This is a genomic window from Mesorhizobium sp. M0514 (genome assembly GCF_040321145.1).
Classification (GTDB): Bacteria; Pseudomonadota; Alphaproteobacteria; order Rhizobiales; family Rhizobiaceae; genus Mesorhizobium.
Window position 1 is genome coordinate 43,873 of sequence record NZ_JAMYQZ010000026.1, and the last position, 21,318, is coordinate 65,190.

Sequence of the window (21,318 nt, forward strand, 5' to 3'; positions counted from 1 at the left end):
CGCAGCTTGGTCCCGCGCCTCCGTCAGGGCAAAGCCAAGCAGGTTCTCGCCGCGCCCGGTTTGCCGTTTCGCTCATCGACGGGGGCACGGGTTTTGGAGGCGCAACATGCGGCCTGAGTTTTCAACGCGAGCTGCGCTCTCCCTCCGGTGTCGCCACCAGCGAGGCGGCGGCGGCATTGGCGGTGGCAATCGCCGCTTCCATCGGATGGCCACGCGCGAGGCCTGCCGCGAAGGCGCCGACGAATTCGTCGCCGGCGCCATGGGTGCTGACGACCTTGACCGGGACGGCCGCCAGCGCGAAGGCCGCGCCGGTCCGGTCGCAATAGGCGACGCCTTCGCCGCCGGCGGTGACGATCGCCGAGGGGTAGGTATCGATCAGCCGCCGCGCGGCTTCGGCTGCGCCGGCGAGCGTATCGACGACCGGAACACCGGCGAGAAATTCCGCTTCGATGGCGTTGACGATGACGATGTCTGTCAGCGCGGTCAATTCGGCCGACAGTGTTCGCGCCGGTGCGGCGTTGAGCACGACGCGGCCGCCGGATGCCTTCACCGCGCGCGCGGCAGCGATGTTGGCGGCATCGGGCACTTCGTTCTGCAGCAACAGCACTGCCGTCTGTACCACCACCTCGCCCGCAGCCGCGATGTCATCACCGCCCAGGATGAGATTGCTGCCGGAGACGATCACCGCACCATAGTCGCCATCGCTGTCGAAGATCGCCACGCTCATGCCGGAGCCTGCGCCTGCCGCCACGCGCACGAAGCGGCGATCGACGCCGGCGCGATCGAGATTGGCCAGCAGCGCCGTGCCGAAATCGTCGTCGCCGACGGCGCCGATCATCGCCGCGCGCACGCCGGCGCGTGCCGCCGAGACCGCCTGGTTGCCGCCCTTGCCGCCGCATTTCGGCTGCCAGGCATGGCCGGTCACAGTCTCGCCCTTGCGCGGACGGTCGGGCGCGTCGACCATAATGTCGTAGTGCAGGCTGCCGAAGACGGTGACCAGCGGAACCGTCATGTGCCGCGGTCTTTTCGCTTCGAGGTGACCGCCGACATGGTGCGGCCGAGATTGCGCTCCGCCGCCTGGTAGTCGCGCTGCGCCACCGCCACGAACAGCGCGTCGAGGATGTTGAGCTGCGCGATGCGGGCCGCCGCGTTCTCGCCCATCAGCGGCGATCCCTGCGCCGTCGAGCACAGCACGATGTCGGCAATCCGGGCCAGCGGCGAGTTGTCGTAGTTGGTGATGGCCAGCGTGCGGGCGCCGCTCTTGCGGGCAAGATGGATGGCGTCGATGACGGCCGACGTGTTGCCGGAATGCGAGAAGCCGACGGCGATGTCGTCGGCGCCGAGGAGCGAGGCCGACATCAGCATCATGTGCGAGTCGTCATAGACCGATGCGCGGATGCCGATGCGCAGGAATTTGTGCGAGACGTCGCGAGCGATCTGGGCGGAGCCGCCGACGCCATAAAAATCGCGGTTCCTGGCGCGGTAGAGCAGATCGGCAGCACGGTCGAAATCGTCCATGTCGAGGATCGCGAGCGTCTCCTCCAGCGCCTGGATCGAGGTGCGGAACACTTTCTGCACGATCTCGGCCGAGCTGTCGTCGACCGACAGTTCCTGGTGCATCTCGGCGGTCGGGAGGCGGCTGTATTCATAGACGGCGGTGCGGAAGTCGCGGTAGCCGGAGAAGCCGAGTTTCTTGGCGATCTTGACCACCATCGCCTCGGACACGCCGGCCTCCTCGGCGATCTGCTTGAGCGGAATGGTCTGGTCGAAACCGCGCCGGCCGAAGACGGTTTCCACCACCTTGGCCTCAAGCGGGGTGAGATGCGGCATCATCATGCGGATGCGCGGCCCCACGGCTTTCAGATCGAGATTGCTCAACGTCATCCACGTCCCCTCGTCTCCGGCCCGAGCATGGCTTCCTGGACGATAGCCTGCGACGTCACAGCGTCCTGGCTGTCCATGGCGGCGGACAGGCGGTTATCCTTCTCCAGCCGGTCGACAACGCACAGCAGGCGCTTGACGGTGGCGATGTTGACTTCGCATTCGCGCACCGGATCGAGCCCGGTCATGTCGGGGAAGGTGTCGAAGTAGATGGCGCCGGCATAGCCGTCGCGGCGGATCTGGCGCAGCAGTTCGATGGTCTGCAGCGTGTGCACCGCGCCGACCATCAGGCCGTCGTCGCGCTTGGCATAGCCATCGTTGAGATGGACACCGAGCAGCTTGCTGTGGCGAGCGATCAGCGCCGCGGCGAAGGCCGGCTGTTCGTCGGCATAGAGCACATGGGCAAAATCGAGCGTGACGCCGAGATTGGGTAGGCCGACATCGCGGATCGCCAGCAAGGTGGTCGCGGCATCCGGCATCAGCGAGTAGGAGCGCGGTTCGTTAGGCTTGTACTCCAGGCTGATCTGGCAGCCGGGATCATGCGCGGCAACTTCACGAATCCCCTCGATTTCGTGCTGCCAGAGCGTCGCATAGTCAGTTTGAAATGCATAATCGAAGCCATCCTGGCCCAGCCACAGCGTCATCAGACTGGCGCCGGCCGCACGCACCGCATCGATACCGGCCTTGGTCAGGTCGATGGCTTCGCGGCGCACCGCCAGGTCCGGATTGGTGAAGGCGCCGAGCTTGAAGGCCGGATTGGAGTAATAACGCATGGCAAAGCCATTGATGGAAAGCCCGAGATCACCGAGCTTTCGCGCGATTTCGGCCGGCTTTTCACTGACATGGTCGGGGAAATTAAGATCAAGATCGGTCAGCCCGTCGACCTTGGCCGCGCGGGCTGCCATCTGCAGCATGGACGGCTTGCCGGTGAGATCAGGCCATTCGGCTTGCGGCCGCGAGGCGAAGGAATTCAGGCGGGTGGCGAAGCGACTGTTTGTCATGATGAACCTTTCAGTGTTTACTTCACATAAATACGAATATTTGTAAAGTTCTCATTTCCGAGGCGGTTTGTAGCGCGCAACATCCTGCTTGGCGGAGATCTTCGGCTGCGCCTCTGCATCCATGCCGGGAGTTTCGAGTCCCGCAACGGTGCGGATGCTGGTGCGAGCCCTTGCGCCCTGCCTGCCGATTGACCAATCTCGCCGACACTGTCATGAGCCGCGGTTGGGGGATCGCACATGCCAACGCTTTATCAACTGAAACCGGCCTTTCAGGCCAGGCTGCGGCCGCTGGCCGACCGGCTGGCCGATGCCGGCGTCACCGCCAACCAGATCACGCTTCTCGCCGCCGCGCTCTCCATCGCCACCGGCCTGGTGGTCGCGGCCTTTGCCTTCCATCCCCTGGTTTTCCTCTTGATGCCGGTGGTGCTGTTCGTGCGCATGGCGCTCAACGCCATTGACGGGATGCTGGCCAGGGAACATCGGCAAGCATCAAAACTCGGCATGTATCTCAACGAACTCTGCGACGTCGTCTCGGACTTGGCGCTGATCCTGGCCTTTGCCACCTTGTTCCCGGCCTGGGGTGTCGTCGCCTTCGCTATTACCGCCATGCTGGTCGAGTTCGCCGGCGTGCTTGGCGTTGCCGCAGGCAGCGGGCGCAACTATGCCGGGCCGATCGGCAAGAGCGACCGAGCCCTGGTGCTCGGCGTCATCGGCTTTCTCCTCGCTTGCGGCCTGTGGGTGGCGGGGATCGCGCCGTTTGTGTTTCCGATCATGGCTACACTGTCGGGGATAACCGCCATCAACCGGATACGCAGCGGCCTTAGAGCGGGCGGCACCTGATGCCAAAGCGTCAGGCACCCGACCGCCAGAGGGAAACCATGATCCACCAGACCATCGCCGCCGTAGCACCGGCAAGCCTCGAGCGCGTCGCGCAGGAGCGCACCTTCAAGAGCCATGACGGCACCGAGATCTTCTACCGCTACTGGCCGGCCGCCGGGTCGACGCCAAAGGGTGCGATCCTTCTGTTCCATCGCGGTCACGAGCATGGCGGCCGCATGGCGCATCTGGTCGACGAACTCGCCATGCCCGACCATGCCTTCTACGCCTGGGACGCACGTGGCAATGGCCGCTCGGCCGGCGAACGCGGCTATGCGCCCTCCTTCGCCGCCCTGGTGCGCGACATCGACTGCCTGGTGCGCGAGATCGGCCGGGATGGTTTTGGCCAGCGCGACATCGCGCTGATCGCGCAGTCCTTCGGCGCCGTGCTGGCCGCTGCCTGGGTGCATGACTATGCGCCCGACATCCGCGCGCTGGTGGTGGCTTCACCGGCCTTTTCGGTCAAGCTCTACGTGCCCTTCGCCAAAGAGGGCATTGCGCTGTGGCAGAAGCTCAAGGGCCGCTTCTTCGTCAATTCCTACGTCAAGGCGAAGTTCCTGACGCATGATGCCGAGCGCATCGCTTCCTTCGACGCCGATCCGCTGATCACGCGACCGATCGCCTCCAACATCCTGGTCGAGCTTTACGACCACGCTGCCCGCATCGTCTCGGACGCGCGCGCCATCACCGTGCCGACGCAGCTCTTGATCTCCGGCAGCGATTGGGTGGTGCGGCATGGACCGCAGCACGAATTCTTCGTCAATCTCGGCAGCAGCGCCAAGGAGCGGCATGTGCTGCCCGGCTTCTTCCACGACACGCTGGGCGAGCGCGATCGCAAGCAGGCGCTGGACTTGATCCGGCCGTTCCTCGAAAAGCAATTTGCCACGCCGGAGAAAACCATCGACTTGCTTCAGGCCGACCGCGCCGGCTACACCCGCGACGAGGCCGAGAGGCTCGCCTCGCCGCTGACGCTGTTGTCGCCCAAGGGAATTTTCTGGGCGATGAGTCGCGCCTCGATCCGCATGGGCGCCTGGCTGTCTTCGGGCATGAAGATTGGCATCGCCACCGGCTTCGATTCCGGCTCGACGCTCGACTATGTCTACGAGAACGACGCGCGCGGCACCGGCTTCATCGGCCGCATGATCGACCGCACCTTCCTCGACGCGATCGGCTGGCGCGGCATCCGCCAGCGCAAGCTGCATCTGGAAGAGCTGATCGGCAACGCCGCCGCCAGCCTGATGGCAGCCGGCCGTCCCGTCCACATGCTCGACATCGCCGCCGGTCACGGCCGCTATGTGCTCGATGCCGTCGCCAAATGCACTGAACCACCAGCAAGCGTGCGGCTGCAGGATTATTCCGAGCTCAATGTCGGGTTGGGTTCGAAGCTGATCGCCGAGCGGCGTCTGCCGACCAGCGTCAGCTTCCACCAGGCCGACGCCTTCGATGCCGACATGCTGGCCGGGCAAAAGCCGGCGCCGGACCTCGCCGTCGTCTCCGGGCTTTACGAATTGTTCGCCGACAACACGATGATTTCCCGCTCGCTCGGCGGGCTGGCCAGCGCCATGCAGTCCGGCAGCCTGCTCGTCTACACCAACCAGCCATGGCATCCGCAGCTGGAGATGATCGCGCGCAGCCTGACCTCGCATCGCGGCGGCCAGGCCTGGGTGATGCGGCGGCGCACGCAGGGCGAGATGGACCAGTTGGTGACGGCTGCCGGTTTCGAAAAGATCGACCAGCGCATCGACCAATGGGGCATCTTCACCGTCTCGGTCGCACGGCGCGTCTGAGACCATGGCCCTGCCTGTCACTGACCCTGCCCCGGCGCGGGAACCCTATTTGGGCATCGTGCTGAGGGCCGCCCTTTGGCTGGCGCTGCTGGCGCCGTTCTTCTATTCGACCTATGGCTTTGCCAACTGGCTGGCGTCGCGGCGCGACCATGTCGGCAGCATCATGTTTGCCTGGGAACACGCCATCCCTTTCGTCGCCTGGACGATCGTGCCCTATTGGTCGATCAATCTGTTCTACGGCCTATCGCTGCTGCTCAACACGACCAGGCGCGGTGTCAACCGGCTCGCCGGCCGCTATCTCTCGGCGCAGATCATTGCCGTCGCCTACTTCATAGCGTTCCCGCTGACGGCGACCTTCGTGCGGCCGGAAACCACCGGCCTGCCGGGTTTCCTGTTTGCGGTGCTCGGTGGTTTCGACAAGCCGTTCAACCAAGCGCCATCCCTGCACATCGCACTCCTGGTGATCATCTGGGACCATTGGCGTCACGTTCTGGCACGTCACCGTCTCGGCGGCATTCTCCGCCCGGTCTGGCACGTCTGGTGTTTTCTCATCGGCGCCTCGGTGCTGACGACCTGGCAGCATCATTTCATCGACATTCCGACCGGCGCCCTGCTCGGCCTGTTTGCGCTGTGGCTGTTTCCGTCCAAGGGCGAGCTGCCATTCTGGGGTTTTCGGTTGACCGCCGACCCAAGGGCGCGGCGGCTGGCGGGTTATTACGGGCTGGGGGCGGCCCTTGCCCTGGCCGGCGCTGCCGAGGGCGCGTTGGTCTCCGCCGATTTTCTCATCCTGTTGTGGCCGGCATTGGCGCTGGCCATCGTCGCCTTCGGCTATGCTGGGGCCGGCGCCAAAGTGTTCCAGAAGGCAGCCGATGGTAGCGTCTCACTGGCCAACCGTATCCTGCTCCTGCCCTACCGGCTTGGCGCCCGGATCAATGTGTGGGTATGGACCCGCCAACTGGCGCCGCAAGTGGAGATCACCGACGGTGTTTTCCTCGGCCGGTTTCCGAGTGACGACGAGGCCAACCGCTTCGGCACAGTGATCGACCTTGCCGGCGAGATGGAACGGCCGCGCGGCGTGACCTGCCGCTGGATCAGCTACGCGATGCTCGACCTCGTGGCGCCGCCTCACGACAGGCTGGAGCGAGCGGTGGCGGCGATCGAGCTGGCGCGCCGGCGCGGCACCGTCCTGGTCTGCTGCGCGCTCGGCTTTCAGCGCAGTGCAGCCATCGTCGCCGACTGGCTGGTGGTGACGGGGCGCTCGCACACAACTGCACAGGCGCGCAAGAAACTCGCCGCGTCGGGCAGGCCCGTGCACCTTCAGATCGGGCTGGAAGAACCGACATGAGTTGGCCGGCATGAGTGGCGAGAATTTTCCCGAGAAGGCCGAAATATTCGCCGCCGGACTGATGGTGCAGGCGGTGTGGCCGATCCTGCTGGTGGTGGCGGCTGTGATGGCAACGCCGGTCATCGGCCTGGTGGCCGGGCCGCAGACGACAGCGCTGCCCGCGGCGGCCTGGCTGGTCGAGGCGGCGAGCGCCGTGGCCACGCTGGCTCTTTCGGCCGTGCTTTTGTTCGATGCGCTGCTGTTCCGGCTGATGGCAAGCCACGCCAGCGAGGCCGCCGGCGGTGCCGCAGTCGACGATGTGCTGACGCGCATGCGCCTGAAATCCACCGGTGCCGGCGGCCGCTCGCTTAACCATCGCATGGCAGGCACGCGCCGCCTGCTGACAAGGCAGCGCATGGCGCTCGCCATGTTTGCTGCGGCATCCCTTTTCGCAGCATTTGTTTGAGCCATGACAAAACTTCACCTGCGCGCCAACACCTTCACCTTGCTGCAGACGGTGACGTCGGTCGGCCTGTCGGCGGCGGCCTGGGTGGTAACCGGCGTCAGACCAATCTGGAACGGCAGCCAGCCGTCGGAGCGGCAGCGCATCTACTTCGCCAACCATGCCAGCCATGGTGATTTCATCCTGCTGTCGGCCTGTCTGAGTGAGAAGGTGCGCGCCCGGACCCATGCGATCGCGGCGGCCGAATATTGGGGCAAGTCGCGGCTGCGCCGCTTCATCGCGCAGGACATGCTGTCGTCCGTGCTCATCCACCGGCAGTGGACCGACGAAACGCAACACCCGATCTCGATCATGCTGTCGGTGCTCGACGACGGCCACTCGCTGATCCTGTTTCCCGAAGGCACTCGCAACACGACGGAGGCGGATCTGCTGCCGTTCCGCTCCGGCCTCTACAATCTGTCGATGGCGCGGCCCGATGTCGAGCTCATCCCGTGCTGGATCGAGAACATGTCGCGCGTGCTGCCCAAGGGCCAGTTCCTGCCGGTGCCGCTTCTGTGCCGCGTCGTCTTCGGTCCGCCGGTGGCGATCGCGCCCGGCGAAGAACGCCGCACCTTCCTCGAGCGCGCGCGCCAGACGCTGCTGTCGCTCAACCCGCGTCCCGATCGGGACCACTAGCATGACCAGGCAAAGAGACTTCGTATGACACTGCCGCCAATGCATGAAACCGTCATCCTGCTGGCCGGCCTGATCTGCGTGCTGACCATGGCGAGCATCGTTGCCGGTATCCTCTCATGGCGGGCGCCGAAGCCGCTGCCCTCGACGCTCGTCAACTTGAACCAGCGCATCAACGCCTGGTGGGTGATGGTGCTGGCGATCACCGTCGCCTTCTTCTTCGGCCGCACCGGCATGACCATCCTGTTTGCGCTGATCTCGTTTGCCGCGCTGCGCGAGTTCGTGACGCTGACGCACAGCCGGCGCAGCGACCACTGGGTGCTGCTCGGCATGTTCGGCATCATCATTCCCTTCCAGTACTGGCTGGTGTGGACCGCCTGGTACGGGCTCTTCACCATTTTCATCCCCGTCTACTGCTTCCTCTTGATGCCGGCGGTCACCGCGCTCAACGGCGACACCGAGCGCTTCCTCGAGCGCGTGTCCGCGCAGCAATGGGCGGTCATGATCTCGGTCTACTGCGTCAGCCATGTGCCGGCGCTGCTGACCCTCAACGTGCCCGGTTTCGAGGGCCGCAACCTCCTGCTCATCGCCTTCCTGATCATCACCGTGCAAGGCAGCGACGTGCTGCAATACATTTTCGGCAAGCTGTTCGGCAGGCATCTTCTGTCGCCCTCCGTCTCGCCCTCGAAGACCTGGGAAGGGCTGGTCGGCGGGCTGGTGGCATCGAGCCTTCTCGGCGCGCTGCTGTCGTTCCTGACGCCGTTCTCGCCGCTGGCGGCGGCAGGCGTCGCCTTCATCGCCTGCCTGATGGGGTTCCTCGGCGGGCTGGTGGCGTCGGCGATCAAGCGCGACCAGGGGGTCAAGGACTGGGGCCACCTCATCGAAGGCCATGGCGGCATGATGGACCGCGCCGACAGCTTGGTCTTCGCCGCGCCGGTGTTCTTCCACATCGTCCGCTATTTCTGGACGTGAGCGAAGCCGCTCAATCGCGGATCGCGCGGCCCGCCTGCTGCAACAGTTCGAAGGCGGCGAAGCGCTTGTCGTGCCAAGGCACCAGATCGCCGCCGGCCGGGCGATAGATGTCGCCGATGCGCGACATGCCGGTCATCGCCGCGATCACATCGGGAAATTTTTGCGCCGCCACCGCAGCCAATATGGCTGAGCCGAGCAGCACCGGTTCGGGCGAGGTCAAACCGGCGACGGTCAGGCCTGTGGTGTCGGCCAAAAGCTGACGTACCAGCTCGCTTTGCGCCGCACCGCCGCTGACGACGATAGTGTCGATGGCAATGCCTTTTTTGGCCATCGCCGCCAGGATCTGGCGAACGCCGTAGCCGATGCCCAGCAGGCCGGCGACATAGAGCGCGACCAGACTGTCGAGGGACGTGTCCATGCCAAGCCCGGCGATCAGGGCCTTGGACTCGGGATCGGCGAAGGGCGAGCGGTTGCCGAGGAATTCCGGCACGACATGCAGTCCATCGGCTAGGTGCGCTACTGCGGACAGGTCGGCGGACTGTTTCGCCGCCTGCTGACCAAGCCAAGCGGTCAGGCCGAGACCTTCCGCCTTGGCTTTTGCGGATGCCTCAGCCGTGGCCGGATGGAATGCGACGAGGTGGTCGATTGCAGCACCCGCCGCCGATTGCCCGCCTTCATTGAGCCAAAGCCCCGGCACCATCGAGGAAAAATACGGACCCCAGACGCCGGGCACGAAGGCCGGCTCGCTGGTGCTGGCCATGGTGCAGGCCGAAGTGCCGAACACATAGGCCATGCGCGACTGCAAGGTGCCGACCGAGCCCTGCCCGCCAACCGTGCCGACGCCGCCGGCATGGGCATCGATCAGGCCGGCCGCAACCGGCGTTCCCGGCAGCAGGCCGAGATCGGCCGCGGCGGCCTCAGTCAGGCCTTGGGCAAGTGCCGTGCCGCCTTCGACGATTTCGGTGCCGATGCGGGCAAAGCCTTCATCGGCGAGCGCGCCGAGGCCGACGGCACGGAAATAGGCGTCGTCCCAGCGCCGCTCATGGCCGAGATAGGTCCATTTGCAGGTCAGCGTGCAGATCGAGCGGGCCAGGCTGCCGGTCGAGCGCCAGGTCAGATAGTCGGTCAGGTCGAAGAAATGCTCGGCCGCGGCAAAACTTTCGGGCAGGTTTTCCCGCAGCCACAGCAGCTTCGGCGTCTCCATCTCCGGCGAGATGGTGCCGCCGACATAGTCGAGCACGGCGTGCTTGCCGGCATTGATGCGCTGCGCCTGGTCGAGCGCGCGGTGATCCATCCAGACGATGATGTTGCGCTGGCTGTCGCCGGAACTGCCGACCGGCAACGGCGCGCCGTCCTTGCCGACCACGACCAGCGAACAGGTGGCGTCGAAGCCGATGCCGGCAATGTCGCGCCCAGCGAGCCCCGACTTCGTCACCGCCTCGCGCACGCTGGCGCAAACCGCACGCCAGATGTCCTCGCTCGACTGTTCGGCGATTTCACCCGGCTCGATGAACAAAGCAATGTCGCGCTTCGCCGAGGCAAGCATGGTGCCCTTGCTGTCGAACACCCCCGCCCTGGCACTGCCAGTGCCGACGTCGATGCCGAGGAAGTGGGACATGGGGAACCTCAGAAGTTAGGCAGTAGGCAGTAGGCAGTAGGCAGTAGGCAGTAGGCAGTAGGCAGTAGGCGAGATGGTCAGCAGTGAACCGTCAGTTGCAAGAGCCTCTCCCCATTCCCTGCTGCCTAATGCCTATTGCCTCACAAATCATTGCTCTGCGGCAGGATCACCAGGTCCCGGATGGTGACGTTGCGTGGCCTAGTCAGCATGAACAGCACGGCTTCGGCGACCTCGACCGGTTGTATCAGGCCGCCCTTGGCCAATTCATCCTCAAGCTTGTCCTTCGGCCAGTCGCTGATCAGCGCTGTCACCACCGGCCCCGGCTGCACCGCGCCGACGCGCAGGCCGTGCGGGGCGACCTGCCGGCGCACCGTGTGGACGAAGGCCTGCACGGCATGCTTGGATGCCGTATAGATCGGCTCCCAGACCACCGGCACCAGTCCGGCGATCGAGGACGTGACGATGATGTCGCCGGTCTTTCGTTCCACCATATGCGGCAGCACGGCGTGGATGGAACGAAAGACCGCATTGATGTTGAGGTTCAGCATGCGGTCCCAGGCATCCGGGTCGCCTTCGAGCACCGGGCCGCCGACATAGGCGCCGGCATTGGCGTGGAAGATATTGAGCTGGCCGGCCTTGTCCAGGATTTGCGGCATCATCGTCGCGACGCTGGCCGGCTTCATCAGATCGATCACCAGCGGGATCGCGTTGGGACCGAGTTCGGTGCAGACGCTTTTCAGCGCGTCTTCGGCGCGATCGACGAGCACAACGCGGACGCCGGCGGCAATCAGCGCTCTCGCGCATTCCAGGCCTATGCCCGACGCGGCGCCGGTGATCGCCGCGACTTTTCCACTCAAATCCTGAGCCATTCTTCTATCCTCGTATTCTCTGTTGGTTCAGGCTCGGCCGTGGGAAACCCGCGAGCGGCGTGCCAGGGAGTCGACGATGACCGCAATTGCCAGAACGGCGCCGGTGATCATGTAGCGAAGCGACGATGACAGATCGAGCAAGGTCAGCCCGCTGGCGATCGACTGGATGACGATGATGCCGAGCAGCGCGGAATAGGCGCTGCCACGGCCGCCAAACAGGCTGGTGCCGCCTATGACCGCCGCCGCAATGGCGTTGAGGTTGACGTCGCCGGTGCCGGCCTGCTGGCTGGCGGAGGCCAGCCGCGCCGCCGACAGGACGCCGCCGAGGGCGGCAAACATCGAGCACATGACGAAGGCGCTGAGGTAGATCGAGCGCACCTTGATGCCGGCCCGGCGCGCCGCTTCGCGGTTGCCGCCGACGGCGGTCATCGAGCGGCCCCATTGGGTGCGGGTCAGCGCATAGTTCATCGCCACCACCAAGCCGACGAACAGGCCGAACATCCACGGTATGCCGCGCGCCTGGTTGAGATAACCGACGATCAGTTCGAGCAGGATGGTCAGGGCGGCGACGCGCACGATGAGGCCGCCGACAGACGGCGCCGACAAATTGACGGCCCGGCGGCGGCTGACGGTGCGCAGGCCGCTGATCAGCATGACGATGCCGGGCAATGCCCCCAGTGCATAGGACAGCCAGTCCGGCATGACCAGCAACTGGCCGAAATTCACCAGGTTCGACCCATAGGGCAGATTGATCGAGCCGGTGGAGCCCAGAATATACAGTTGCAGGCCGAGCACGGCGAGCAGGCCGGCGAGCGTCGAGACGAAGCTTGGCATGCCGAGCCGGTTGAACAGCAAGGCATAGAGCGCGCCGATGAAACCGCCGACGGCAATTGCGGCGAGGATGGCGAGCGCCACCGGCCAGCCCTGGTTGACCCACAGCGTGCCTACCATGGCCGAGGCAAAGCCGCTGATCGAGCCGACCGACAGGTCGATCTCACCGACCATCAGCACACAGACGATGCCGAGCGCGATGACGCCGACGGTCGAGCAGTCGAACAGGAGATTGACCAGATTGCTCGACGAGACGAAGACCGGATTGAGGGCGGTGAACACGCTCCAGATGATGACCAGGCCGACGATGACCGGCAACGAGCCGAGGTCGCCGGAGCGGACGCGGTCGAAGAAGGCGCTGATGGCGCCACCAACGCCGGCCTGGTGCTTGACGCGCACGTCGCTGCGGTCGAGCGCCGTCGATGAGGAGGTGTCCTGCTTGGGCTCCGCGCTCATGGCCGCTGCTCCTGATTGTTCGCTTGTTCGGCGGCCTTGCGCCGTTCGGCGCGGCGCGACACTGCATTGTTGGCGGCGCCGGTGATGGCGCTGACCAGTTCCTGGTTCGAGGCGTCGGGTTCGAAGACGCCGTTGTTGCGGCCGAGCCTGAGCACGACGATGCGGTCGGCGACGGCGCGCACGTCCTCCATATTGTGACTAATCATCAGCACGCCGAGCCCACGCTCGCGCACCCGGTCGATGAGGTTCAGCACTTCCGCCGTCTGGGCGACGCCAAGAGCGGCGGTCGGCTCGTCGAGCAGGATGACCTTGGGGTCGAGCAGCAGCGAGCGGGCGATCGCCACGGTCTGGCGCTGGCCGCCGGACAGCGAGGCGACCGCCTCGCGGACGCTTGGAATACGCGCCGACAATTCGTTGAGCAGCGTCCAGGCGCGAATTTCCATCGCCACCTCGTCCAGCCGCAGCGGGTTGATCTCCTTGCCGAGAAAGATGTTGGCGACGACGTCGAGGTTTTCGCACAGTGCGAGATCCTGGAAGACGGTGGCGATGCCGAGCGTCAGCGCGGCGCTCGGGTCGGGCATCGTCACTTGCCTGCCGCGGAAATTGATGGTGCCCGAGCTCGGCTGGTGGACGCCGGCCAGAATCTTGACCAGCGTCGACTTGCCGGCGCCATTGTCGCCGACCAGCGCCACCACCTCGCCGGCATGGACATCGAGATCGATATCGGTGAGCGCCGAAACGGCGCCGAAATTCTTCGAGATGCCGCGCAGGCTGAGCACCAGCTCGCCTGCCGAAACCGGTCCGTCAGAGATGTCAGACATGGTGGCAAACCTTTCCGGATGGGCGGTCAAGAGTGACTGCGAACTTCCGGCCACCGCAAGGGCGGCCGGAAAGCAGGATCAGGATTCTAGGTCATCCTTTTATGCATGTCGTTATCCCAAAACCGCTGCGCACTTTTGGGCGACCTGCATTGTCACTTTGTAATGCCGAGCTTCTTGCAACCTTCGGCGTAGCGGTCGACGCAAAGCTCTTCGGCGGTGTTGATCTTCTTGTCGATGATCTCGGCCTTTAGGTTTTCCTGCGTCACCACCGCCGGCGTGAACAGCTGCGAAGGAGTGTCGTAGAGGGTCATTTCGGCCTTCGGCGTCTCGCCCGACAGAAGCTGGACGGCGACGTTGGCGGCAGCCGCCGCAACGATCTCGCTCGGCTTGGAGATGGTGTTGTACTGATCGCCGGCGATGATCAGCTGCAGCGCGGCGATCGTCGCGTCGTTGCCGGTCACCGGCGGCACCGGATCGACACCGGCGGCCTTGAAAGCGGCGATGGCGCCACCACCGGTGCCGTCATTGGCCGCAACGACGCCGACGATCTGCGTGGAGAAGCGGGTGATCTGGCCGCTTGCCCATTGCTGCGCCTTCGGCGGCGCCCATTCCGGCGTGTCGTATTCGGCAAGGATCTTGTAGCCGCTGTTGTCGAGGCTGGAATGGATGCCCTTCTTGATCAGCCCTGCGGCCGCGTCGGTCGGCGATCCGTTGATCTGCAGCAGGCCGCCGCTGGCCGGGTCGACCTTCAGCGCCTTGAGGTGTTCGACGAGCGAGTCGGCAATGGCCTTGCCGATGCCTTCATTGTTGAACGAGACGTAGAAGTCGGCAGGTGCAGTCGGGATCGGGCGATCATAGGCGATGACCTTGACGCCCTGGCTCTGCGCCAGCTTGACCAGCGAGGCGGCGGCGGTCGAGTCGACAGGGTCAAGCACGATCGCCTTGGCGCCCTGCGTGATTACCGAGTTGAACTGCTGCTGCTGGCGCGAGGCGTCGGCATCGGCGTTCTGGTAGATCACCTTGCAGCCGGGGCAGAGTTTTTTCATCTCGGCGACGAAGCCGGGATAGTCGTGCTGCTCGTAGCGCGTCGAGGCCTGGTCGGGCATCAAGAAGGCGACCGTGGCGTCGGTAACCGGGGCGGCAAAGGCAGCGGTGCCGCCAAGAAGAGACAGAGTGAGCGCAATGGCTCCCGTCGATTTCCAGGCAAATCTGGTCATTTTGATAGCTCCGTTTCAAGGAATGGTTTCATGAAGCCCTGGACACCACATGGCGCCGGGCCTTGACTGCAGTCGGCTGTTGCGAGGAACAACGGAGCACTTGATCCGTGCTGCGCATCCCCTTGATATCCCTGGATTTCGGGACAAGCGATCTCCAGCACGGGGCGCCTCCAACGCACCCCGCGTTCTTACCTCAGTAAATGTCTAGGCTCCTCCCGGTCCTCCCTGTTAGGCGGCAATCTCCGCGCTGATGTTTTCCGCCAGCAGGGCCCTGAAGCGCGAAGGCGACATGCCTTTCTGGGTCAGGAACTGGCGGTTGAAATTCGAGATGTTGTTGTAGCCGGCGGCATAGCAGATCTCGGTGATCGGCATGTCGGCCTCGCTCATCAGCAGTTGGCAGGCGAGGTTGATGCGCAACCGGTTGACATACTGCACCAGCGCCATGCCGGTATGGCGGCGGAAGCTGCGCGAAAACGCGCTCGGGCTGCGGCCGGCGATCGCCGCCAGATCGCTTTCGCTGAACGGCTCGGTCAGGTTGGCGTTGATATAGGCAAGCGCCTTGTTGACGCCGGCCGACATGAAGCCTGAGGGATCTGGCAGATAGCTGGCGCTGGTGAGCGTCCGCACATCGGCGGCGCGGCTCAGAATATCGATCAGTTCCATGAACAAAGCGATGCGGCGAACGCCTTGCGCTTCGACCAGTTCGGCCAGCACAGGTGCGGCGAGCTTGGCGGTAGCGGTGGAGAACAGCGCGCCGCGGCGGCTGAGCTCGAGAATGTTTTCACAACCGGCAAGTTCCGGCAACGCGGCGGTGGCGTCGGCAATGAACTCTTGCGAGAACTGCACGACGCGGCCGCGCAGCGGCACGCTGGCGCCTGCCGGCACGTCGCTGACCCAGTTGTGCGGCAGGTTCGGGCCGGTGAGCACGAGGTTGCCGGGCTCGAACTCGCCGATGAAGTCACCGACGAAATAATGGCCCGTGGTGGCGACGACGTGATGGATTTCGTATTCGGGGTGGAAGTGCCAGCGCACCGTGTGGAAGGGGTAGCCGTGGGCCCAGGCCTTGAACGACTCGCCGCGTCTGATCTGGACGACTTCCAAGTCCGGATTCATGTCAGTTCCTCCCGGCGCCGGTCCGGTCATGCGACCAGTTGCAGTGCCATCTCCCGCAGGCCGCGTTTGCCGCTCTCTGCAGTGATCGAAGCTTAGGCGGCAATTCATGCAGCCGCCACCACGGTGTGTCCACCTCACTGATACTTTTTTGACGTTTTTGTGGTCAAGGCGATACGTTTGCGAGTACGCGGGAGAGATCAGGCCCCGCTTGCGAGACGGTGACGACGCAAACGATGTCGCCGGCGGCGAGAGCTGGTCGCTCGATTTCGGCTCCGTCACAGTGACAATATGCAAAGGGAGCGGATCGGCATGACAAGGACGTTCACCTACTCCGGCAGCCCTGCGCATATTGTCTTCGGCAATGGCGCGTCGTCCGAGGTGGGCACCTGGATCGAAAAACTCGGCTGCAAGCGCGCGCTGGTGCTGTCGACGCCGCATCGGGCTGCCGACGGCGAGGCGCTTGCCAAGTCCCTCGGCGCGCTGGCGGCCGGCATCTTTTCGGGCGCCGCCATGCACACGCCGGTCGAGGTAACCCAAACGGCAATGGCCAAGGCAACCGAGGTCAAGGCTGACTGCGTTGTCGCGCTTGGCGGCGGCTCGACCACCGGTCTCGGCAAGGCGATCGCCTGGCGCACCGACCTGCCGCAGATCGTCATCCCGACCACCTATGCCGGCTCGGAGGTGACGCCGATCCTCGGTCAGACCGAGAACGGCGAAAAAACCACAATGCGTGACGCAAGGATCCTGCCGGAAGTGGTGATCTACGATCCAGAGCTGACCGTCGGCCTGCCGATAGCGATGAGCGTCGCGTCAGGACTCAACGCCATGGCGCACGCGGCCGAAGCGCTTTACGCGCAGGATCGCAATCCGATTTCCACCCTGATGGCGAAAGAAGGATTGCACGCCATGACGGCGGCGCTGCCGGTGTTGACCAAGGAGCCTGGAAATATCGATGCACGCGGCGATGCGCTTTACGGCGCCTGGCTGTGCGGTACGGTGCTCGGCGCCGTCGGCATGGCGCTGCATCACAAGATCTGTCATACGCTCGGCGGCTCTTTCGACATGCCGCATGCCGAGACGCATGCGGTGATGTTGCCGCACACGATCGGCTTCAACGCCGTCGCGGTGCCCGACTTGTTGAAGCCGGTCGCCGACTTGTTTGGCGGCAGCGCCGGTAGCGGTCTCCAGGATTTCGCCAAGGCGGTCGGCGCGCCCCTTACATTGAAAGAACTCGGCCTCAAGCAGGCCGATCTCGACCGCGCCGCTGAGATTGCGACCAGGAACCCATACTGGAATCCGCGGCCTTTCGACCGCGCCGCAATCCGCGCCCTGTTGCAGGACGCGTGGGAGGGAAGGCGCCCGCAAAACTGACGGCAACAAGCAAGGAACTTACCCGCCGCGAATTCATCAGGATACCGCCACGAGTGGCTCCGCCTGATGGGCGCAGGCCGCTCACGCTTTTGTGCGCGTGAAAAACTGCGCGGCTCGAAAAGCCCATTGACATCAACCGTATTTTCGAAGCAAACGTTATATTGTAACCGTTATACAGTTACACAGCCCGCCTCTCCGGCGACATACCTTTCAGACTGCAAGGAGACCACGGATGCGTCGCATTCCCTTTCTCGCCGCGCTGCTCGTCGCGGTGCCGCTTTTGACCGGCACGGCTGCCCGCGCCGAAGACAAGCTGACCATCGTGGCGGCCGAGAATTTCTATGGCGACCTTGCCCGCCAGATCGGCGGCAGCAACGTCGCCGTCACCAGCATCCTGGCCAATCCCGATGACGATCCGCATCTGTTCGAGACCAGCCCGTCGACGGCGCGCACCATCGCCGACGCCAAGATCGTCATCTACAACGGCGCCGACTACGATCCGTGGATGGACAAGCTGCTGTCGGCCTCGACAGCCAAGGATCGCACGACCATCGTCGCCGCCGACCTGATCGGCAAGAAGTCGGGCGACAACCCGCATCTGTGGTACGACCCGGCGACGCTGCCGGCCATCGCCAAGGCGCTGAGCGCCGATCTTGCCAAACGCGATCCGGCCAATGCAGCGCATTACGAGGCCAATCTCAAGGCATTCCAGACCTCGCTCGAGGCCATTGACAAGGAAATCGCCGACGTCAAGAACACCTATGGCGGCACCGAGGTGACGGCTACCGAGCCGGTCTTCGGCTACATGGCGGAAGCGCTCGGCCTGAAAATGCTGAACTACGATTTCCAGGTGGCTTTGATGAACGATGCGGAGCCGAGCGCCACGCAGGTGGCGGCGTTCGAAAACAGCCTGAAGGACGGCTCGGCCAAGATCCTGTTCTACAATTCGCAGGTGACCGACGAGGCAACGACAAGGCTGCTCGACATCGCCAGGCAGAATAAGGTCACTGTCATCGGCGTCACCGAGACGGAACCGGCGGGCCAGACGATCCAGACCTGGTTCCGCGGCCAGATCGACGCGGTCCAGAAGGCGCTCGCCGCCCGCACACAATGAACGTGACTGCGAATGAATGTGACTAAATGAACGCAATCGAATTCGACAGGGTCACGCTGACCTATGGGGGACGCCGGGTTTTATCCGACGTCTCCTTTTCTCTACCGCAAGGCGCCTTTGTCGGCCTGCTCGGCGCCAATGGCGCCGGCAAGACGACGATGCTGCGCGCCATTCTCGGCCTGATCAAACCGGCCGGCGGCGCCATTTCGGTGCTTGGCAAATCGCCCACGCGCGGCAACGCCGACATCGGCTATATGCCGCAGGCGCGGCGCGCGCTTGGCGATGTCGGCGTCAGCGGCCTCGACTTCGTGCTGAGTGCCGCCGGCGGGCATCGCTGGGGCTGGCCCGTCGCATCGGCTGCCGAGAAGGAGGCGGCGTGGAAGGCTCTTGAAGAGGTGGGCGCCGGCGACCTTGCGCGGCGGCCGCTGGGCGAGCTTTCCGGTGGCGAGCGCCAGCGCATCCTGATCGCGCAATCCTTGATCGGCAATCCGCAACTGCTTTTGCTCGACGAGCCGCTGATCAGTCTTGATGCGGGCCATCAGCGCGCGATCATCGACCTGGTGCATCAGATCGGCGAACGGCTCGGCATTGCCGTGCTGTTCTGCTCGCACGAGATCAACCCGCTGCTGCGCGCCGTCGACCGCGTGCTCTATCTCGGCAACCGCAAGGCGGCGATCGGCTCCGTCGACGAGGTCATCAGCGGGCCGGTGCTGTCGAAACTCTACGGCACGCATATCAATGTGGTGCGGGTTGCCGGCCGCATCTTCGTCATGGCCGACGATGTCGAACTGGAGAGCGGGGCGCATGTCCACGATCTTTGACTATGAATTCATGCGCAACGCCTTCTATGCCTGCACCATCGTCGGCATCGTTTCGGGCGCGGTCGGCTATTTCCTCGTGCTCCGGGGCCAGACCTTCGCCGGTCATGCGCTCTCCCATGTCGGCTTTCCCGGCGCCACGGGCGCCGGCCTGATCGGGCTGTCGCCGTTTCTCGGCCTCACGGTGTTTACCGTCGCCGCCGGCATCGGCATCGGCCTGCTTGGCGAGCGCGCGCATCGCGACGTCGCCATCGGCATCGTCTTGACGCTGTCGCTCGGCCTGGGCTTGCTGTTTCTGCATTTCTACACCGCCTTCGCCTCGCAGGCGACCAACGTGCTGTTCGGCAATGTGCTGGGCATCAGCCTGCGCACCGTGATCGTGCTTGCGGTGCTGGCGGTGGCGATCCTTGTCGCGCTTTTGCTGATAGCGCGGCCGCTGCTGTTCGCCAGCCTGCAGCCGGAACTCGCCGAAGCGCGCGGCGTGCCGCTCACTCTTGTCTCGACCCTGTTCATGGTGCTGGTCGCCGTCGCCACGTCCGAGGCGGTGCAGATCGTCGGCGTGTTGCTCGTCTTCGCGCTGATGGTGGCGCCTGCAGCCACCGCCCTCAGGCTTACCAGCGGCGTCGGAGCCGGCGTGCTGACGTCCATCGCGCTTGCCGTGATCATCGCCTGGATCAGCCTGACGCTCGCCTTCCTGACCGACTGGCCGACGAGCTTCTGGATCACGGCGCTGGGCGCGGCGGCCTATGTCGTCAGCGGCATGGTCCGGCGCCCGTCCGTCCGAGAGACTCAGAGCGCCGACGCCGGCCCCTGAGGCTTGCCCTCCGGCAGGTCGATCGGACCGGCTGAGGTGCAAAACTGACGTGAGGGAAATACACCCAAAAAAAGTCAGGTCTACAAACCGGCTCCTGAAACGTTTCAGCCGCGAAAGACAAATTCATCCAATCGCCTAGATCGCGACCTCTGTCGCGCCAAAGGGCCGCTCCGGAGCGGCCGGAACACCCGGAAAACCGCCATTTCAAGCGCATTTTGCAGCGGCGAATGGCTTGCGCGAGGCCGGCTGGAAAGCGGGCCGGGAGGCGCAAAAGGGACCTCCCGCGGCCATTGCGGGCGGCGTTGACAGACCGCGGTGCTGCATGCGTATAGCAAGCCATGGGTCACGCCATGGCCGTGGCGGTTGAGACGGGGCTGGGGGGTTTCGTAACAACAGCATTGACGGCCCGGCGCCGGACGGGCGGCATGCACTCTCGAAGTGCGCCGCTCGCTCTTGGCTGACGCGCCGGCGACCCGGCAGCAGTCCTGCCTGCGTTCTCTCGACCAGGCTCCGCAGAACGCCTCGTCTCAGCTTTTCGATCCGCATCGGTTCGAAGCGAACGAGGTGACGCCCTCTTAACCGATACTCGCTTCGCTACGTCCCCCTTCCCCTGCTGGGCGAGGGGGACGCTGGCGATGAGCCGCGCCGGCCGAGGTGTATCGGCACCGATCAGACACTCTTGACGACGCGATCAAGCAAGCTTGACGACGAAGTGCTTGGTTACCGGCTCGATGATCTGCCAGGTGCCCTTGAAATCGGCTTCGACCACGAACGCATCGCCCGGACCGACCTCGACCGGCGTGCCGCCATCGGGCGTGATGATGATGCGGCCGGCGATCATGTGCACGAACTCATAGTCGGTGTAGGTGGCGTGATAAGTGCCGGGCGAGGCCCGCCAGGTGCCCGACAGCACCTTGCCATCGGCGGTGGTGTGCTGCACGGCGGTCTGCATGGTCGGCCGGCCCGCCACAACGATCCAGCCCGGCAAGTCGCCGCCCTCGGCATGCTCGACAGCGCCGAATTTGAAAATGGTGGTGTTGGTCATGGGAGGCTCCGTTTGAATTGCATGGCTGCCGGTTGGATAGCCGATGCGTGTGACGGGAGCAACGCAAGGGCCGACCCCGGATGTCGGAGATTTGGCGAAGGAGGCGGGGAGCTAATCTCCCCCATCGAAGGGGAGAGGTCACCGAAGGCGACAGAGGGGGTCGCCGCGCGTGGAGCGCCTGCCTTCACTTGCAGGATTGGGCCGAGTCCGGTCGAACCGACCCCCTCTGGCCTGCCGGCCATCTCCCCCACAAGG

General features: G+C 64.7%; 20 protein-coding genes. 10 read left to right on the forward strand and 10 right to left on the reverse strand.

The features are described 5' to 3' along the window. Nucleotides 1-121: 121 nt before the first annotated feature. Genes NKI61_RS13375 through NKI61_RS13385 form a run of 3 tightly spaced genes read right to left on the reverse strand, consistent with a single transcriptional unit; the run spans nt 122 to nt 2,882 of the window. On the reverse strand, nt 122-1,012 hold the full coding sequence (locus NKI61_RS13375) for a ribokinase (protein WP_023742400.1): 891 nt from the start codon (nt 1,010-1,012) through the stop codon (nt 122-124). Next, the gene (locus NKI61_RS13380; RefSeq protein ID WP_023727034.1) at nt 1,009-1,884 is read right to left on the reverse strand and encodes a MurR/RpiR family transcriptional regulator; all 876 of its coding nucleotides are present in this window, start codon (nt 1,882-1,884) and stop codon (nt 1,009-1,011) included. Before NKI61_RS13380 ends, NKI61_RS13375 begins: the two co-directional genes overlap by 4 nt. Next, nucleotides 1,881-2,882, reverse strand: coding sequence for a TIM barrel protein (locus tag NKI61_RS13385; protein ID WP_352839755.1), 1,002 nt, complete (start codon nt 2,880-2,882; stop codon nt 1,881-1,883). Before NKI61_RS13385 ends, NKI61_RS13380 begins: the two co-directional genes overlap by 4 nt. A 237-nt stretch (nt 2,883-3,119) precedes the next feature. Here NKI61_RS13385 and NKI61_RS13390 point away from each other — a divergent pair, with 237 nt between their 5' ends. From NKI61_RS13390 to NKI61_RS13415, 6 genes are read left to right on the forward strand one after another with little or no spacing between them, the layout of a single operon-like run. Further along, nucleotides 3,120-3,722: a CDP-alcohol phosphatidyltransferase family protein gene (locus NKI61_RS13390; protein ID WP_352839756.1), complete on the forward strand. Its 603-nt coding sequence runs from the start codon at nt 3,120-3,122 to the stop codon at nt 3,720-3,722. A 41-nt stretch (nt 3,723-3,763) separates the two neighbouring features. Further along, the gene (locus tag NKI61_RS13395) at nt 3,764-5,545 is read left to right on the forward strand and encodes a bifunctional alpha/beta hydrolase/class I SAM-dependent methyltransferase (protein WP_502899895.1); all 1,782 of its coding nucleotides are present in this window, start codon (nt 3,764-3,766) and stop codon (nt 5,543-5,545) included. A gap of 4 nt (nt 5,546-5,549) precedes the next feature. Beyond that, on the forward strand, nt 5,550-6,890 hold the full coding sequence (locus tag NKI61_RS13400; protein WP_023828785.1) for a phosphatase PAP2/dual specificity phosphatase family protein: 1,341 nt from the start codon (nt 5,550-5,552) through the stop codon (nt 6,888-6,890). Between the two features lie 10 nt (nt 6,891-6,900). Then, on the forward strand, nt 6,901-7,335 hold the full coding sequence (locus NKI61_RS13405) for a hypothetical protein (RefSeq protein WP_023828786.1): 435 nt from the start codon (nt 6,901-6,903) through the stop codon (nt 7,333-7,335). 3 nt (nt 7,336-7,338) lie between these two features. Then, nucleotides 7,339-8,007 carry a lysophospholipid acyltransferase family protein gene (locus NKI61_RS13410; protein WP_023672504.1) on the forward strand — a complete coding sequence of 223 codons (669 nt, stop codon included), beginning with the start codon at nt 7,339-7,341 and terminating at the stop codon, nt 8,005-8,007. Between the two features lie 39 nt (nt 8,008-8,046). Further along, a complete protein-coding gene (locus NKI61_RS13415; protein WP_027048767.1) occupies nt 8,047-8,976 on the forward strand; it encodes a phosphatidate cytidylyltransferase in 930 nt (309 codons plus the stop codon). A gap of 10 nt (nt 8,977-8,986) precedes the next feature. On the opposite strand, the gene NKI61_RS13420 is transcribed toward NKI61_RS13415, so the two are convergent. The 6 genes from NKI61_RS13420 to NKI61_RS13445 form a co-directional block, all read right to left on the reverse strand. Then, nucleotides 8,987-10,594, reverse strand: coding sequence for an FGGY-family carbohydrate kinase (locus tag NKI61_RS13420; protein ID WP_352839758.1), 1,608 nt, complete (start codon nt 10,592-10,594; stop codon nt 8,987-8,989). 140 nt (nt 10,595-10,734) lie between these two features. Next, a complete protein-coding gene (locus NKI61_RS13425; protein WP_352839759.1) occupies nt 10,735-11,463 on the reverse strand; it encodes an SDR family oxidoreductase in 729 nt (242 codons plus the stop codon). Nucleotides 11,464-11,490: 27 nt separating this feature from the next. Further along, entirely contained in the window at nt 11,491-12,750 is a 1,260-nt protein-coding gene (locus NKI61_RS13430; protein ID WP_023693834.1) for a sugar ABC transporter permease, read from the reverse strand. Beyond that, nucleotides 12,747-13,571: an ATP-binding cassette domain-containing protein gene (locus NKI61_RS13435; protein ID WP_023715131.1), complete on the reverse strand. Its 825-nt coding sequence runs from the start codon at nt 13,569-13,571 to the stop codon at nt 12,747-12,749. The genes NKI61_RS13430 and NKI61_RS13435 overlap by 4 nt, the downstream gene beginning before the upstream one ends. Before the next feature lie 152 nt (nt 13,572-13,723). Continuing rightward, on the reverse strand, nt 13,724-14,788 hold the full coding sequence (locus tag NKI61_RS13440) for an ABC transporter substrate-binding protein (protein WP_352839761.1): 1,065 nt from the start codon (nt 14,786-14,788) through the stop codon (nt 13,724-13,726). Nucleotides 14,789-15,016: 228 nt separating this feature from the next. Continuing rightward, entirely contained in the window at nt 15,017-15,901 is an 885-nt protein-coding gene (locus tag NKI61_RS13445) for an AraC family transcriptional regulator (protein ID WP_023672497.1), read from the reverse strand. 309 nt (nt 15,902-16,210) lie between these two features. Between NKI61_RS13445 and NKI61_RS13450 the strand changes: the two genes are divergently transcribed. The 4 genes from NKI61_RS13450 (at nt 16,211) to NKI61_RS13465 (ending at nt 20,018) form a co-directional block, all read left to right on the forward strand. Then, nucleotides 16,211-17,272 carry a maleylacetate reductase gene (locus NKI61_RS13450; RefSeq protein WP_352839762.1) on the forward strand — a complete coding sequence of 354 codons (1,062 nt, stop codon included), beginning with the start codon at nt 16,211-16,213 and terminating at the stop codon, nt 17,270-17,272. 232 nt (nt 17,273-17,504) lie between these two features. After that, complete coding sequence (locus NKI61_RS13455) at nt 17,505-18,386, forward strand: metal ABC transporter solute-binding protein, Zn/Mn family (RefSeq protein ID WP_023754636.1); 882 nt, start codon at nt 17,505-17,507, stop codon at nt 18,384-18,386. A 26-nt stretch (nt 18,387-18,412) separates the two neighbouring features. After that, nucleotides 18,413-19,207 (forward strand): metal ABC transporter ATP-binding protein, encoded by a 795-nt coding sequence (locus NKI61_RS13460; RefSeq protein ID WP_023754637.1) that lies wholly within the window; start codon nt 18,413-18,415, stop codon nt 19,205-19,207. After that, a complete protein-coding gene (locus tag NKI61_RS13465; protein ID WP_023685454.1) occupies nt 19,191-20,018 on the forward strand; it encodes a metal ABC transporter permease in 828 nt (275 codons plus the stop codon). Before NKI61_RS13460 ends, NKI61_RS13465 begins: the two co-directional genes overlap by 17 nt. Nucleotides 20,019-20,709: 691 nt before the next feature. On the opposite strand, the gene NKI61_RS13470 is transcribed toward NKI61_RS13465, so the two are convergent. After that, nucleotides 20,710-21,063: a cupin domain-containing protein gene (locus NKI61_RS13470; RefSeq protein ID WP_023672492.1), complete on the reverse strand. Its 354-nt coding sequence runs from the start codon at nt 21,061-21,063 to the stop codon at nt 20,710-20,712. Between the last annotated feature and the right edge of the window lie 255 nt (nt 21,064-21,318).

Excerpts from the sequence above, each read along its gene's own strand:
- NKI61_RS13380 (WP_023727034.1), bottom strand. The coding sequence starts at position 1,884 with ATGACGTTGAGCAATCTCGATCTGAAAGCCGTGGGGCCGCGCATCCGC.
- NKI61_RS13435 (WP_023715131.1), bottom strand. The coding sequence starts at position 13,571 with ATGTCTGACATCTCTGACGGACCGGTTTCGGCAGGCGAGCTGGTGCTC.
- NKI61_RS13445 (WP_023672497.1), bottom strand. The coding sequence starts at position 15,901 with ATGAATCCGGACTTGGAAGTCGTCCAGATCAGACGCGGCGAGTCGTTC.
- NKI61_RS13385 (WP_352839755.1), bottom strand. The coding sequence starts at position 2,882 with ATGACAAACAGTCGCTTCGCCACCCGCCTGAATTCCTTCGCCTCGCGG.
- NKI61_RS13470 (WP_023672492.1), bottom strand. The coding sequence starts at position 21,063 with ATGACCAACACCACCATTTTCAAATTCGGCGCTGTCGAGCATGCCGAG.
- NKI61_RS13440 (WP_352839761.1), bottom strand. The coding sequence starts at position 14,788 with ATGACCAGATTTGCCTGGAAATCGACGGGAGCCATTGCGCTCACTCTG.
- NKI61_RS13405 (WP_023828786.1), top strand. The coding sequence starts at position 6,901 with ATGAGTGGCGAGAATTTTCCCGAGAAGGCCGAAATATTCGCCGCCGGA.
- NKI61_RS13425 (WP_352839759.1), bottom strand. The coding sequence starts at position 11,463 with ATGGCTCAGGATTTGAGTGGAAAAGTCGCGGCGATCACCGGCGCCGCG.
- NKI61_RS13400 (WP_023828785.1), top strand. The coding sequence starts at position 5,550 with ATGGCCCTGCCTGTCACTGACCCTGCCCCGGCGCGGGAACCCTATTTG.
- NKI61_RS13415 (WP_027048767.1), top strand. The coding sequence starts at position 8,047 with ATGCATGAAACCGTCATCCTGCTGGCCGGCCTGATCTGCGTGCTGACC.
- NKI61_RS13465 (WP_023685454.1), top strand. The coding sequence starts at position 19,191 with ATGTCCACGATCTTTGACTATGAATTCATGCGCAACGCCTTCTATGCC.
- NKI61_RS13430 (WP_023693834.1), bottom strand. The coding sequence starts at position 12,750 with ATGAGCGCGGAGCCCAAGCAGGACACCTCCTCATCGACGGCGCTCGAC.
- NKI61_RS13420 (WP_352839758.1), bottom strand. The coding sequence starts at position 10,594 with ATGTCCCACTTCCTCGGCATCGACGTCGGCACTGGCAGTGCCAGGGCG.
- NKI61_RS13455 (WP_023754636.1), top strand. The coding sequence starts at position 17,505 with ATGCGTCGCATTCCCTTTCTCGCCGCGCTGCTCGTCGCGGTGCCGCTT.
- NKI61_RS13460 (WP_023754637.1), top strand. The coding sequence starts at position 18,413 with ATGAACGCAATCGAATTCGACAGGGTCACGCTGACCTATGGGGGACGC.
- NKI61_RS13450 (WP_352839762.1), top strand. The coding sequence starts at position 16,211 with ATGACAAGGACGTTCACCTACTCCGGCAGCCCTGCGCATATTGTCTTC.
- NKI61_RS13390 (WP_352839756.1), top strand. The coding sequence starts at position 3,120 with ATGCCAACGCTTTATCAACTGAAACCGGCCTTTCAGGCCAGGCTGCGG.
- NKI61_RS13375 (WP_023742400.1), bottom strand. The coding sequence starts at position 1,012 with ATGACGGTTCCGCTGGTCACCGTCTTCGGCAGCCTGCACTACGACATT.
- NKI61_RS13410 (WP_023672504.1), top strand. The coding sequence starts at position 7,339 with ATGACAAAACTTCACCTGCGCGCCAACACCTTCACCTTGCTGCAGACG.